12 protein-coding genes are annotated in these 14,495 nt (G+C 34.3%); 7 read left to right on the plus strand and 5 right to left on the minus strand.

Annotated features, from left to right (window positions below; genetic code table 11):
* Positions 1–91: 91 nt before the first annotated feature.
* A complete protein-coding gene (locus BM253_RS16450; RefSeq protein ID WP_091526470.1) occupies positions 92–700 on the minus strand; it encodes a hypothetical protein in 609 nt (202 codons plus the stop codon).
* Between the two features lie 130 nt (positions 701–830).
* On the opposite strand from BM253_RS16450, the gene BM253_RS16455 reads away from it, so the two are divergent.
* A complete protein-coding gene (locus tag BM253_RS16455; RefSeq protein WP_177205815.1) occupies positions 831–2,126 on the plus strand; it encodes an NAD(P)/FAD-dependent oxidoreductase in 1,296 nt (431 codons plus the stop codon).
* Here BM253_RS16455 and BM253_RS16460 read toward each other — a convergent pair.
* The gene (locus BM253_RS16460) at positions 2,123–3,190 is read right to left on the minus strand and encodes a DUF3810 domain-containing protein (protein WP_091526473.1); all 1,068 of its coding nucleotides are present in this window, start codon (positions 3,188–3,190) and stop codon (positions 2,123–2,125) included. The genes BM253_RS16455 and BM253_RS16460 overlap by 4 nt on opposite strands.
* Positions 3,191–3,256: 66 nt before the next feature.
* On the opposite strand from BM253_RS16460, the gene BM253_RS16465 reads away from it, so the two are divergent.
* Together BM253_RS16465 and BM253_RS16470 are read left to right on the plus strand one after the other, a co-directional pair.
* Positions 3,257–3,520 (plus strand): (2Fe-2S) ferredoxin domain-containing protein, encoded by a 264-nt coding sequence (locus tag BM253_RS16465; RefSeq protein WP_091526475.1) that lies wholly within the window; start codon positions 3,257–3,259, stop codon positions 3,518–3,520.
* 107 nt (positions 3,521–3,627) lie between these two features.
* Positions 3,628–5,091, plus strand: a complete 1,464-nt coding sequence (locus BM253_RS16470; RefSeq protein ID WP_091526477.1) for an aminoacyl-histidine dipeptidase — start codon at positions 3,628–3,630, stop codon at positions 5,089–5,091.
* Positions 5,092–5,125: 34 nt separating this feature from the next.
* On the opposite strand, the gene BM253_RS16475 is transcribed toward BM253_RS16470, so the two are convergent.
* The 3 genes from BM253_RS16475 to BM253_RS16485 form a co-directional block, all read right to left on the minus strand.
* A complete protein-coding gene (locus BM253_RS16475; RefSeq protein ID WP_091526479.1) occupies positions 5,126–5,515 on the minus strand; it encodes an acyl-CoA thioesterase in 390 nt (129 codons plus the stop codon).
* Between the two features lie 15 nt (positions 5,516–5,530).
* Positions 5,531–7,189: a ribonucleoside-diphosphate reductase subunit alpha gene (locus BM253_RS16480; protein WP_262487598.1), complete on the minus strand. Its 1,659-nt coding sequence runs from the start codon at positions 7,187–7,189 to the stop codon at positions 5,531–5,533.
* Between the two features lie 86 nt (positions 7,190–7,275).
* A complete protein-coding gene (locus tag BM253_RS16485; protein WP_091526485.1) occupies positions 7,276–8,250 on the minus strand; it encodes a ribonucleotide-diphosphate reductase subunit beta in 975 nt (324 codons plus the stop codon).
* Between the two features lie 606 nt (positions 8,251–8,856).
* Here BM253_RS16485 and BM253_RS16490 point away from each other — a divergent pair.
* From BM253_RS16490 to BM253_RS16505, 4 genes are all read left to right on the plus strand, one after another.
* Complete coding sequence (locus BM253_RS16490) at positions 8,857–11,424, plus strand: adenosylcobalamin-dependent ribonucleoside-diphosphate reductase (RefSeq protein ID WP_091526486.1); 2,568 nt, start codon at positions 8,857–8,859, stop codon at positions 11,422–11,424.
* A 103-nt stretch (positions 11,425–11,527) separates the two neighbouring features.
* On the plus strand, positions 11,528–12,601 hold the full coding sequence (prfA, locus tag BM253_RS16495) for a peptide chain release factor 1 (RefSeq protein ID WP_091526492.1): 1,074 nt from the start codon (positions 11,528–11,530) through the stop codon (positions 12,599–12,601).
* A 177-nt stretch (positions 12,602–12,778) separates the two neighbouring features.
* Complete coding sequence (gene pyrF / locus BM253_RS16500) at positions 12,779–13,597, plus strand: orotidine-5'-phosphate decarboxylase (protein WP_091526488.1); 819 nt, start codon at positions 12,779–12,781, stop codon at positions 13,595–13,597.
* 1 nt (position 13,598) lies between these two features.
* Positions 13,599–14,402 (plus strand): ABC transporter substrate-binding protein, encoded by an 804-nt coding sequence (locus tag BM253_RS16505; RefSeq protein WP_091526490.1) that lies wholly within the window; start codon positions 13,599–13,601, stop codon positions 14,400–14,402.
* Positions 14,403–14,495 lie beyond the last annotated feature (93 nt).

Here is a 14,495-nt window from a genome sequence, read left to right on the forward strand (position 1 = left end):
TCAAGTTAACAAAATTTGAGGACAATAAAAAAAATCCCCGACAAAAAACATGTCGGGGATTATACCAAAGACCTTTTTAGACAGCCTCTTTTTATATCATATCCTTCAAAACATAATAATTCTTCGTCAGGCTTTTTAAAAATCTACTATATAATAGTTTGTAAAGTAACCATAATATAAGTAAAATCACTATAGTACAAACCACACAAGCTAAAATTATTGCAGTATAGAAAGACCAACTTTCGTCTAATGTTACATCATTGGTGCCCGATACAATAGTTTGATATATCGTAATATAAATTATAATCAAGTAGGCAGTTAAAATTAAAAATAGATATAGTTTTAGTACCTTTCTTGCGTTTTTTATGTTCAACAATAAGGCTTCAACAGTATTGTTTTTTCTTATTTTAAAAATTATGTAGGCACAAATCATTGTAAAAGCAACGGGTAAAATTACAAGAGCATAATCAGCAAATGTTAAAACAGATGAAGATAAAATTTCTGTTTTTGTATCCTCAGTTATTTTAAATAATAAACTAGAGCTTATAAAAAATGCTAATATTAAAATATTTACAATAACGATTCCTTTTAAAGTTTTTAGCGATTTTCTTTTAATTTTTTGATACAATTCTTCACGTGTAAGTATATCTTCTGCACGTTCTCCATTGCTATTTGGTGTTAGAAAATTTAATCGAGCCATACTAATTGTTAATTATTACGCAAAATAACAATATATTTTACAATTATCAGTTAAGCACTCAAAAACAAAATAATACTGCATTTATTGCTATTTACTTTGTAATTTTGTAGTAATTCAAATAGTTTTAAATATGATGAATATTCCAGATTCTAGCAATCCTAGAGTCGTTATCATAGGTGGTGGTTTTGCAGGCGTTGCATTATCTCAAAAGTTAAAAAACAAAGAATTTCAGGTTGTTTTGCTTGATAAACACAATTATCACAACTTTCAACCATTAATGTATCAGGTGGCAACCGGCGGATTAGAATCGGGGTCTATTGCGTACCCAATGCGTAAAATCATCAAAGAGCATAAAGAAGCTTTTTTTAGAATGACTTTGGTTGAACAAATCGATACAGAAAATAAAAAAGTAATTACCGATATCGGAACGATCTATTACGATTATTTGGTAATTGCAACCGGTTCTACCAATAATTATTTCGGTAATAAAGAAATCGAAAAAAACAGTATGGTAATGAAAACCATACCCGAAGCTTTAAACTTACGCAGTCTTATACTCGAAAATTTCGAACTGGCTTTGCAAACGAATGATATGAACGAACGTAAAGCGTTGATGAATTTCGTAATTGTAGGAGCAGGACCAACCGGTGTGGAATTAGCCGGAGCTTTAGCCGAAATGAAAAATGCCGTTTTTCCTAAAGATTATCCCGATTTGGATATTTCTATGATGGAAATTAATCTGGTTCAGGGATCTGATAATATTTTGGATGCCATGTCTAAAAAATCATCAAAAGCAGCCGAAAAGTTTTTAAAAGATTTAGGAGTAAAAATCCATTTAAAAACAATTGTTACTAATTATGATGGTAAAAAGATCGAAACCAATGGCGGATTATCTTTTGATACACACGCGGTAATTTGGTCGGCAGGAGTAAAGGGTGCTCCGATTGAAGGAATGCCGCAAGCTATAGATCGCGCATCGCGTATTCGTGTGAACGAATTTAATCAGGTGGAAGGTTTTACCGATGTTTTTGCTTTGGGCGATGTTGCTGCAATGTACGGTGAAAAATATCAATACGGACATCCAATGATGGCACAACCAGCCATTCAACAAGGAAATTTATTGGCAGAAAATTTAGAACGATTAACCAAAAAGCAATCGCTTAAAAAGTTTGTTTACAACGATAAAGGTTCTATGGCAACCATTGGTAGAAACAAAGCGGTTGTAGATTTGCCTAAACTTCATTTTAATGGTGTTTTCGCTTGGTTTGTATGGATGTTTGTCCACTTGTTTTCGCTAATCGGTTTTAAAAACAAAACGTTGGTTTTCTGGAGCTGGGTTTATAATTACTTTGTTTTCGATCGTGAATCGCGTGTAATTATTCGTCCGTACCGTAAAAACAGAGATATTAAACCGCAGGATAATTAAATTTCAAGATATTTTTTATTGTAATTAATCAATAAATCAACAAATTTATTATAAGATTGAATACCATCTTTTTGGTTGTTAATTTTTAAAAAGCGCCCATAAAGATTCTTAAAAAAATACGAAGAAACATTTCGTTTACTTAGCCAAAATTGTTCGCTTTCTAAAATATTTTGCTGAACGCCAACATTTAAACGTTTAAAAAGTAACTGATATGTTTCTTCGTTTTCATATCTGTACTGTTTTAAACAATATTTTAAAGCGTATAAATTCGCTGCATATTTAAACTTTAAATCGGTGCTTTGCAACATTACTTTATAGCCGTAAAAATTAGCTTCGGTTTCGCTTGCAATTCCCAATTGATGTGCCATTTCATGTGCCACTGTAACAGGCATTCCTATTGTCGGAATTTCGATATTTAATTGATTTTCATGTGTAAACGGATTAAAATATCCGCTAAATCCGGTGTAAGCCTGTAAGTACGAATAAAACGATGGTTTTACATCATTGATTTTATTATCAGTCAAAATTTCCTTTAAATGATCAGGCAGTTTTGTATAGTTCAATTTGGCAGTTTTGTTGAATAATTCTAAATCTTTATCAATCGATACTTCTTTTAATGAATCTTTCGTTATTAAAAACTGTTGGCTGTTTACAATTTCTGTCAATTTTTTGGTGATCGAATCTAATTCGGCTTGCGTATAACTTCTTTCTAATTTTAATTGATGTGCAACCGAAAACTTGTAATTGTTCCATCCCCAAAAAACCTGAAAAATTCCGAAGAACAATAAAACCGATGTCAATATAAATACACCAAAATCTTTATACAATTTTCTTTTTATCAATACAAAACACTTGTAAATAAAGTAAATTACAACAACGGCGTAAAGCACATCGCCCAAAGAAAACGGAAATATGTTCGATATTAAATGTAAGAAACTATCTAAATAGCTGTAAAATTTTTGATTGTATATATGAGTAAAAAATTCAGGAAATAAAGGACCTATCAAATAACTACAAATTACAAAGAGCAGTAATACAGTTAAAAAGAAATATTTTTTTTTCATTTAAATATTTTATTTAGAATAAATAAAAATAATTATTTATATTTGTACTCGTTAAAGATAAGGATAATGAGTAAATGTAAATCTTTTAATGAGGTAATTTATTTTTGCGATGGAAAAAAGTGTTGCAGATACAATGAAGAAGCAAAATCTTGCTTAAAAGAATTACTAAAAGAAACAGGTTTAAACCAAAGTGTTTCGTTAGAAAAAATGAAATGCCAGGGAATGTGTAAAAGCGCACCAGTATTTTACATTGATTCTGAAAAAAAATATAAAAAAGAAGTAACAAAAAAGAAAGCACAGAAGTTATTTGACAAATATATTGTTGCGTAACCTTAAAAATAATTATTGTTTTTATTTTGTATGACAGCCATTTTAAACCCAGTTTAAAGTGGCTTTTTTGTTTTATAATAAGTAACTTTGGTTAAAATTTAAAAGATATGAGTCAAGATATTCGCAATTTAGAGCCACTTCCGTTGTGGAATCATTTTGCAGATTTAAACGCAGTTCCGCGTCCGTCAAAAAAAGAAGAACGTGTAATTGCCTTCATGAAACAGTTCGGTGAAAATTTAGGTTTGGAAACCATTGTAGACGAAGTTGGTAACGTAATTGTTAAAAAGCCTGCAACTGCCGGTATGGAGAACCGTAAAACAATTGTTTTACAGTCGCATTTAGATATGGTTCACCAAAAAAACAACGATACCGTTTTCGATTTTGATACACAGGGAATTGATATGTATATCGATGAAGACTGGGTTCGTGCGAAAGGAACTACCTTGGGTGCCGATAACGGAATTGGTGTAGCAACAATTATGGCGGTTTTGGCTTCAAAAGAAATAGAACATCCTGCAATTGAAGCTTTGTTTACCATTGATGAAGAAACCGGAATGACGGGCGCAATGGGCTTAAAAGGCGGATTGTTAACAGGCGATATCTTATTGAATTTAGATACCGAAGAAGACGATGAAATTGATATTGGTTGTGCCGGTGGAGTAGATGTAACTGCTGTTGCAGAATACGATGATGAAGATACTCCCGATGGATCTGTAGCTTACACGATCACTGTTAAAGGCTTAAAAGGCGGACATTCTGGTATGGATATCCACAAAGGTTTGGGTAACGCCAATAAAATTATGAACCGTTTACTTTTTAATGGTTTTGATAATTTCGGATTACAGATTTCTACCATTAACGGCGGAAGTTTGCGTAATGCCATTCCGCGTGAAAGTGTTGCAAATGTGATTATTGCAAAAATGTACGATGAATCTTTTGTGTTTGATATGTTGCCGGTTGTAAATGATATTAAAGCAGAATTTGCAACGACCGAACCTAATTTAGAAATCATTTTTGAAAAACATGAAACGTTACCAGAAAAAGTAATGCCAGCAATGGCTCAATATTATTTGGTTCGCGCATTATACACGGCTCATAACGGAGTTTACAGAATGAGTGCCGATTTCAATGATTTGGTTGAAACATCAAACAATATTGCAAAAGTAACCGTAGGTAACGGTAAATTACAGATACAGTGTTTAACAAGATCTTCGGTTGAAACATCAAAGTTCGATTTAGCGAACAGTTTACGTTCAGCATTCGAATTAATGGGATGCGAAGTTGATTTTTCGGGGTCTTATCCAGGTTGGACACCAAATCCAAATTCATCAATCTTAAAAGTTTTAGATGAATTGTACGAAAAACAAAACGGACAGAAAGCGAATGTTGTAGCTTGCCACGCCGGATTAGAATGTGGTATTTTAGGAACTAATTATCCTGATATGGAAATGATTTCGTTTGGACCAACAATTCGCGGTGCACATTCACCAGAAGAACGTGTTTCTATTTCATCAGTTCAAAAATACTGGAAATTTTTTATAGAAATTTTAAAGAATATTCCTGTTAAATAGCAAAAAGCAACTCAATTGAGTTGCTTTTTTGTCTTTACTCCTTAATAACCTTCGTTGGTTTTTTATCTTTATCTAAAGCAACAAAAGTAAATTCACCGTTTATTGCTAAATATCGTACATCGGTGTACATTTCTTCGATATAAATTTCAACCGAAACCTTTAAACTTTTGTTACCAACATGCGTAACTTTTCCAATAAGTTCAACAATAGTTCCTGCTGGAATTGGTTTGGTAAAATCAATTTTATCAGATGAAACCGTTACCATCATCTGTCTTGAAAAACGAGTTGCCGTAATAAAAGCAACTTCGTCCATCATGTGCATGGCAGTTCCACCAAACAGCGTGTCGTAGTGATTTGTTGTATTTGGGAAAACAGCTTTAAAAATTCGTGTTTCGCTGCTTTTAATTCTTTCTTCTAATGTCATTTTTAAAAATATTTGTTAAGCTTCGCAGCTTGTACAGGTAACTAAATTATTTACAAATTCTTTTGATACACTTTGGCTGCGTTGGTAATAAAGCGTTTTTACACCTAATTTCCAAGCTTCGATCAACAAGCGGTTTACTTCTTTTACCGATAGATTAGACGGAATATTGATGTTTAAACTTTGAGCCTGATCGATGTATTTCTGACGGATTGACGCCTGCAGAATAATTTCGTACTGACTTATTTCTTTAAACGTTTTAAAAACATCCTTTTCCTCTTGATTCAATTCTGGTAAATGCTGCACACTTCCGTGGTTTAACATGATGCTTCTCCAAGTTTCTTCGGTATCAATACCTTTATCTTCTAAAAGCGTTTTAAGGTATTTGTTTTTACGCATAAAGTTTCCTTTTGCCAAACCTGCTTTGTAATAATTACTGCTGAAAGGTTCAATTCCAGGAGATGTTTGTCCTAAAATTGCCGATGAAGATGTTGTAGGCGCAATTGCCAGCAAAGTAGTGTTTCTTCTTCCGTATCCTTTTAAAACCGATGGTTCGCCGTAAATACGAGCCAAGTCTTGAGAAGCTTTCATTGCTTTATCTTCAATTTCTTTGAAAATCTGGTTTGTAAGCATTTTAGCTTCCAAGCTTTCAAATGAAATCATATTTTTCTGAAGATATGAATGCCATCCCATAACACCTAAACCTAATGCACGGTGGTTTTTAGCGAAATTATGAGCCGATGTTAAATAGTAATTTCCTTCGGTTTTCGAAATAAATTCACTCATAACCGCATCTAAAAAGTACGTTGCCAGTTTAACCGCTTCGGTATCTTTCCATTCATCATACAACTCTAAATTCATTGATGACAAACAACATACAAACGATTCGTCTTTAGACGATGGTAACGCAATTTCCGAACAAAGGTTACTTGCATAAATCTGCATTTCTTTGTCTTTGTAAACTTCTGGCTTATTACGGTTTATATTGTCTGTAAAGAAGATATAAGGCAACCCTTTTTGTTGACGGCTTTCTAAAACTTTAGCCCAAACTTCGCGTTTGTCTTTATCTCCATCAATCATATCCTGCATCCAATAATCAGGTACGCAAACGCCCGTAAATAAATTCTGAATTGGATTTCCGATGTTTTTAATATCTAAAAATTCTTTAATATCGTCGTGATCAATATCTAAATAAGCAGCAAAAGCACCACGGCGAACACCACCTTGCGAAATGGTATCCATGGCAGTATCGAACAATTTCATAAAACTTACCGCACCACTACTTTTTCCGTTATCGGTTACGGCACTCCCGCGTTCGCGCAATTCGCCAAAGTAACCACTTGTACCGCCACCAATTTTGGTTTGCATAATAACTTCGCCCAACTTGTGCGTAATTCCTTCGATATGATCCGGAACATACACGTTAAAACACGAAATTGGTAATCCGCGCTCTGTTCCCATATTAGCCCAGATTGGCGATGATAAACTCATCCAGCCTTTTTCGATCATTTCAATAAAAGCTTCGGCTAATTCGGGTTTGTATAATCGTTGTGCTGCTGCAGTTGCAACGCGTTCAATTGCTTTTTGTGGGGTTTCGCCTTTTAAAAGGTATCCGCGGTTTAATATTTGTTCGCTTTCTTCGTTAAGCCACCATAATCTTTCCATAGATGATTTTATTTTTGTTGGTTAGATCGATCGAAGTAGAAAAATCTCACTTTGTTCGATGTAACAATAGATGTTTAAACTTAATTCTGATGTTACTTTTAGAATAAATCTTCGGCAGTAATACTTTTGTCGTGTTTGGTATAATCAACCGGACGTTTTGCAAAGAAATCGTCTAAACTGTTTGCAAAAATTTCTTCTTCAAACCAGATCATTGGCTGATAGTCTGCTTCTGATATATTGAATATTTTTTGTAATCCGATCTGACGCATACTGTCGTCTAATCTGAATTTCATGAAGTTTAAAAGATTCTTTTTAGAAATGGTTTCCAATTCGCCGTATTCAAAAATCCAATCTAAAATTTCACTTTCAATCTCGATAGATTCTTTAACTATTTGATTGATTTCTTCAACCGTAGCTGTATCAAAATAATCAGGAAATTCTTCTTTAATTTTATTGATGATGTAAATACCGGCATTTGCATGAATTTGTTCGTCTACCGATGTCCAGGCAATAATATTGCTTACATTTTTCATAGCACCTTTAAAGCGCGTGAACGATAAAATAATGGCAAACTGACTGAACAACGAAACGTTTTCTATAAGTATGGTAAATAAAATCAGCGATTTTAAATAGTCTTTTTTGTCTTCGGCTTTTGAGTGTTTTAAGGCATCAGACAAATAATCGATACGTTTTTTAATTACCGGAATCTGTATAACGTTTTCAAAAGCGTTGTTGTAACCCAAAACTTCCAACAAACGTGAATAAGCCTCTGAATGACGGAATTCGCACTCTGCAAACGTACTTCCCAAACCGTTAAATTCCGGTTTTGGCAAATGTGTATATAAATTGCCCCAGAACGTTTTTACATTCACTTCGATCTGTGCAATTGCCAATAAACTGCGCTTAACAATTTCTTGTTCAATTGGTGATAAATGCGAATGAAAATCTTGAATGTCTGCAGTAAAATCTACTTCAGAATGTACCCAGAACGATTTATTAATAGCGTTTGTGAAGTCTAAAATCTCCGGATATTCAAATGGTTTGTAATTAACACGTTTGGTAAAAATGCTCATAACTAAATTTTTTTATATGTAACAATAGAAGTAAATTTTGAAAGAATACGTTCATATAAAAAAGAAAGTTTCCTAGCAATTTACTTTTAAGTGCGAAAGCAACGCTGTTTTTACAAGAGGTCTGACTCATAAGTTTCTCACTCATTTACAGTTGCGCAACAGTTCAAGGCTTACACTTGATTCTCTTAATCGTTGTAAAAATCTATGTCAAAATTATCGTATTTTATTTGATTTTCAACTTCAATTTGTTCTTTTTTTAGTGATAAGTTATGAACAATTTTTGTTGATAATTAATTTTTTAAATTTTACCTAAATTTAAATCATTTCGTTTGGTTGTTTTAAAAATATTTTTATTTTTTGTAAACTTTTTGAATTTTATAAAATGTTATAGTGTTGATATTTAGTGTTTTAATTAAAATTATTTGTAAACTTTTTGATTTTAATTGATTTTTTTTGTTGTTGATAACTTTTAATTTATTTTAATATAAGTTGTGTTTTGTTAATTAAAAATATGTAATTTTAGCAAAAGAATTTATCAACAGAAAAAGCAAATTACTTAACTGTTTTTGAATTGATTACAACAGAGAAAAATTAAAAAAATATAGTATGGAAATAGAGCCACAGGTTTTAGAAATGAAAAAAACATATACCAATGAAGAAGCGGTAAAAGCATCAACAGAATATTTTAAAGGCGATGTTTTGGCAGCAACGGTTTTTGTTAATAAGTATGCCTTGAAAGATTCTGAAGGGAATATTTATGAAAAAACGCCAGACGATATGCACCGCCGTATTGCATCAGAAATTGCTCGTGTAGAAGCAAAATATGCAAACCCAATGAGCGAAGAACAGCTTTTTGATCTGATTAAAAACTTTACTTATATTATTCCGCAAGGAAGCCCGATGACAGGAATTGGAAATCCGTTTCAAATCGCGTCGTTATCAAACTGTTTTGTAATTGGTAATAATGGCGATAGTGATTCTTATGGTGGTATTATGAAGATCGATCAGGAACAGGTTCAGTTAATGAAACGTCGCGGTGGAGTAGGGCATGACCTATCGCACATTCGCCCTAAAGGTTCTCCGGTTAAAAATTCGGCTTTAACATCAACAGGATTGGTTCCTTTTATGGAGCGTTTTTCTAATTCAACCCGCGAAGTAGCTCAAGACGGTCGTCGTGGTGCTTTAATGTTGTCGGTTTCAATCAATCATCCCGATGCGGAAAGTTTTATCGATGCTAAATTAGAACAAGGAAAAGTTACCGGAGCAAACGTTTCGGTTCGTATCGATGATTCTTTCATGAATGCTGTACGAAATAATGAATTGTATACACAGAAATATCCTATTTTTTCTCAAAATCCAAAGTTTTCAAAAGAATTGAATGCTGCCGATTTATGGAAAAAAATTGTACATAACGCTTGGAAATCTGCCGAACCGGGAATTTTATTCTGGGATACCATTATTAAAGAATCGTTGCCAGATTGTTATGCCGATTTAGGTTACAAAACCTTATCTACAAACCCTTGCGGCGAAATTCCTTTATGTGCGTACGATTCTTGTCGTTTATTGGCGATCAATCTGTTTTCGTATGTGGTAAATCCGTTTACTGCCGATGCTTATTTCGATTTTGATTTATTCAAAAAGCACGTAGCTGTTGCGCAACGTATGATGGATGATATTATTGATTTGGAGTTGGAAAAAATTGATACTATTATCGAAAAGATCGATCAAGATCCTGAAGAAGCAGAAGTAAAACGTATCGAGCGTAACTTATGGATCGAAATCCGTAAAAAAGCCGATGAAGGTCGTAGAACCGGAGTTGGTATCACTGCAGAAGGTGATATGTTGGCAGCGTTGAACATTCGTTATGGATCAATAGAAGGAAATACTTTTTCTGAAAAAATCCATAAAACGTTGGCATTGGCTGCTTATCGCTCATCTGTAGAAATGGCGAAAGAGCGTGGAGCCTTTGCAATTTACGATGCTAAACGCGAATTAAACAATCCGTTTGCGTTGCGTATTAAAGACGCAGATCCGGAATTGTATAACGATATGCAGGAATACGGACGTAGAAATATTGCCTTGTTAACCATTGCGCCAACAGGTTCAACATCAATCTTATCTCAAACAACATCGGGAATCGAACCTGTTTTTATGCCGGTGTATAAACGTAGAAGAAAAGTAAATCCAAACGATAAAGATGTTCGTGTAGATTTTATTGACGAAGTAGGTGATTCTTGGGAAGAATACGTTGTTTTTCACCATAAATTTAAAATGTGGATGGAAGTAAACGGAATTGATTCTGCCAAAAACTATTCGCAAGACGAAATTAATGTGTTGATTGAAAAATCGCCTTATTACAAAGCTACTTCAAATGATGTTGATTATATCAGCAAAGTAGAAATGCAGGGCGCCATTCAAAAATGGGTAGATCATTCTATTTCTGTAACCATTAATGTTCCTAACGATGTTACCGAAGAATTGGTTGGTCAGTTGTACATGAAAGCTTGGGAAGTTGGCTGTAAAGGTGTAACGGTTTATCGCGACGGATCTCGTTCAGGAGTTTTAATTTCTAACGATAAAAAAGAAGAAAAGAAAACTGAAACGGTTGCAGAAACAGAAGTTTCGTTTCCAACCAAACGTCCGCAAATTTTAGAAGCAGATGTAGTTCGTTTTCAAAATAACAAAGAAAAATGGATTGCTTTTATCGGAAAAATCGATAACCAGCCGTACGAAATTTTTACCGGTTTGGCTGATGATGAAGACGGAATTTTAATTCCACGTTGGGTAAACGAAGGTTTTATCATTAAAAACCGCGATGAGAAAGGTAACACACGTTACGATTTCCAGTATGTAAACCAACGTGGTTATAAAACCACAATTGAAGGATTATCGTACCGTTTTGATCCGGTTTTCTGGAATTACGCAAAATTAATTTCGGGAACTTTACGTCACGGAATGAAAATTGAAAACGTGGTTGATTTAATTAATTCGTTACAGTTAGATAATGAATCCATCAACACATGGAAAAACGGTGTGGCGCGCGCATTGAAACGCTTTGTACCAGACGGAACCGAAGCCAACGGACAAAAATGTATGAACTGCAGTTCAACAAATTTAATGTATCAAGAAGGCTGTTTAACCTGTAAAGATTGTGGATCGTCTAAATGTGGATAATTCTTAGTTTTTTAACAAAATTCTATAAATGAAATTAAAGAGGAATTATATAAACATTCCTCTTTTTTTCGTAAATTTGCAGACTGAAAATGTTCAAATTATGATGTTAGATCGTTTACAATATGTAAAACAACGTTATGATGAGGTTTCTGACTTGATTATTCAGCCAGATGTTATCGCCGATCAAAAGCGTTATGTACAATTAAATAAAGAATACAAAGACTTAAAAGCCTTGGTTGAAAAACGCGAGGAATATATAAATGTTGTAGGAAATATAAGCGAAGCCAAAGAAATCATTGCAGACGGTAGCGATGCCGAAATGGTTGAAATGGCTAAAATGCAGTTAGACGAAGCACAAACACGCTTACCTGAATTGGAAGACGAAATTAAGTTTATGCTGATCCCGAAAGATCCGGAAGATGCTAAAAACGTAATGGTCGAAATTCGTGCAGGTACAGGTGGCGACGAAGCATCAATTTTTGCAGGGGATTTATTCCGTATGTACACAAAATTCTGTGAAACCAAAGGCTGGAGAACTTCGGTTGTTGATTTAAACGAAGGAACATCGGGCGGATTCAAAGAAGTTATTTTTGAAGTTACCGGCGAGGATGTTTACGGAACTTTAAAGTTTGAGGCTGGTGTTCACCGTGTACAGCGTGTTCCACAGACTGAAACACAAGGTCGTGTGCACACATCGGCAGCTACGGTTATGGTTTTACCTGAAGCCGAAGAGTTTGATGTACAAATTGATATGAACGATGTACGTATCGATTTCTTCTGTTCGTCTGGTCCGGGTGGTCAGTCGGTAAACACCACAAAATCGGCTGTTCGTATGACGCACATTCCAACAGGTTTGGTAGCACAATGCCAAGACGAGAAATCGCAGCATAAAAACAAAGACAAAGCGTTAACCGTTTTACGTTCGCGTTTGTACGAAATGGAATTGGCTAAAAAGCAAGAAGAAGATGCTAAAAAGCGTAATTCGCAAGTTTCGTCAGGTGACCGTTCGGCTAAAATTCGTACCTATAACTATCCGCAAGGTCGTGTAACAGACCATAGAATTGGTATGGATATTTTTGATATGGACGGAGTTATGAGTGGTAAAATTCAGAAATTTATCGATGAATTACAGCTTGTATCAAACACCGAAAAGTTAAAAGAATCAGAAGTATTTTAATTTATTATATTTGCAAAGCCTCTTTTTTAAGGGGCTTTTTTTTCTATTTTAAAGCATTAACATTAGGCATTTTTTTAACATCGTCCCGCTTTCGTTCATAGCTTTGCTCCGCAAAGGCTAATCCACTCAATCGGGGCTAAACATAAACATTGTGCCTGTTTTTAAAGTTTCACAAAAATGACAACAAAACAACTATACAATCAAATTCAGCAAAAAAAATCATTCCTTTGCGTAGGTTTAGATGTTGATTTAACCAAAATTCCACAGCATTTACTGGCAACCGAAGATCCAATTTTCGAATTCAACAAAGCAATTATCGATGCTACACATGATTTATGCGTATCATACAAACCAAATACCGCTTTTTACGAAGCTTACGGTTTAAAAGGTTGGCAGTCTTTAGAAAAAACAATCAATTACATCAACGAAAAGTATCCTGATATTTTCACCATTGCCGACGCAAAACGTGGCGACATTGGCAACACATCAACCATGTATGCCAAAGCTTTTTTAGAAGATTTAAACTTTGATTCGGTTACCGTGGCACCTTATATGGGTAAAGATTCGGTTGAACCTTTTTTAGCTTTTGAAAACAAGCACACCATTTTATTGGGGTTAACATCAAACGAAGGTGCTTTTGATTTTCAAACGCAGGAAATTGACGGTAAACCAATGTATCAAACCGTATTAGAAACATCGAAAACTTGGAAAAACAGCGAAAATTTAATGTATGTTGTTGGCGCAACCAAAGCAGAATATTTTAAAGAAATTCGCAACATAGTTCCAGATTCGTTTTTATTAGTTCCAGGAGTAGGAGCACAAGGCGGAAGCTTGGAAGATGTTTGCAAATTTGGTATGAACAAACAAGTTGGCTTGTTAATCAATTCATCACGCGGAATCATCTATGCATCAAACCAAACCGATTTTGCCGAAGCTGCCAGAACCGAAGCGTTGAAACTTCAAAAAGCAATGGCAATAATTTTAGAACAAAACTAAAATGCTTACAATTACAGACGATTTAGGAACGCAACACCATTTTAGCGAAACACCAAAACGCATCATCAGTTTAGTGCCATCGTTAACCGAAACTTTGTACGAATTGGGTTTGGAAAACGAAATCATGGGAATTACAAAGTTCTGTGTGCATCCGTATCATTTAAAATCGTTAAAAATTATAGTTGGCGGTACTAAAAAGGTTCATATCGAAAAAATTAAAGCGCTTAATCCTGATGTCATCATTGCCAATAAAGAAGAAAATACATTAGAAATTGTTGATAGTTTAAGAGATATTTGCCCCGTTTTTGTGACCGATATTGTTACGGTTGAAGACACGTTGAAAACAATTACCGATTTTGGACAGCTTTTTAAACGTACTACCGATGCCAAAAAATGGACAGAAAAAATACAGTTTGCCCATACAGATTTTGAACGTTTTATGGAAACAAAGCAATGGCAAAAAGCTGCGTATTTAATTTGGCGGGAACCTTATATGGTGGCGGGAAGCGATACGTTTATCAACGAAATGCTGAAGCTTAACAAGTTTGAAAATATTTACGAAAAATTTGAAGGACGTTACCCAGAAGTAGAAATTAGAAAAATGCGTATTCAAGGCGATCCTGATTTGGTTTTGTTATCGTCTGAACCTTATCCTTTTAAAGAAGAACATGCTTTTGAAATTGGTCGGGTTACGCATCATGCCAAAACCATTTTTGTAGATGGCGAAATGTTTTCATGGTACGGCACAAGATTATTTAAGGCTTTTCAGTATTTTAAAGCCTTACAAAATAGAATAGAAGAATAAAAGAGGCTGTCTAAAAAGGTCTTTGGTATAATCCCCGACATGTTTTTTGTCGGGGATTTTTTTTATTGTCCTCAAATTTTGTTAACTTGAGGT

The organism is Paenimyroides ummariense (genome assembly GCF_900115115.1).
Classification (GTDB): Bacteria; Bacteroidota; Bacteroidia; order Flavobacteriales; family Flavobacteriaceae; genus Flavobacterium; species Flavobacterium ummariense.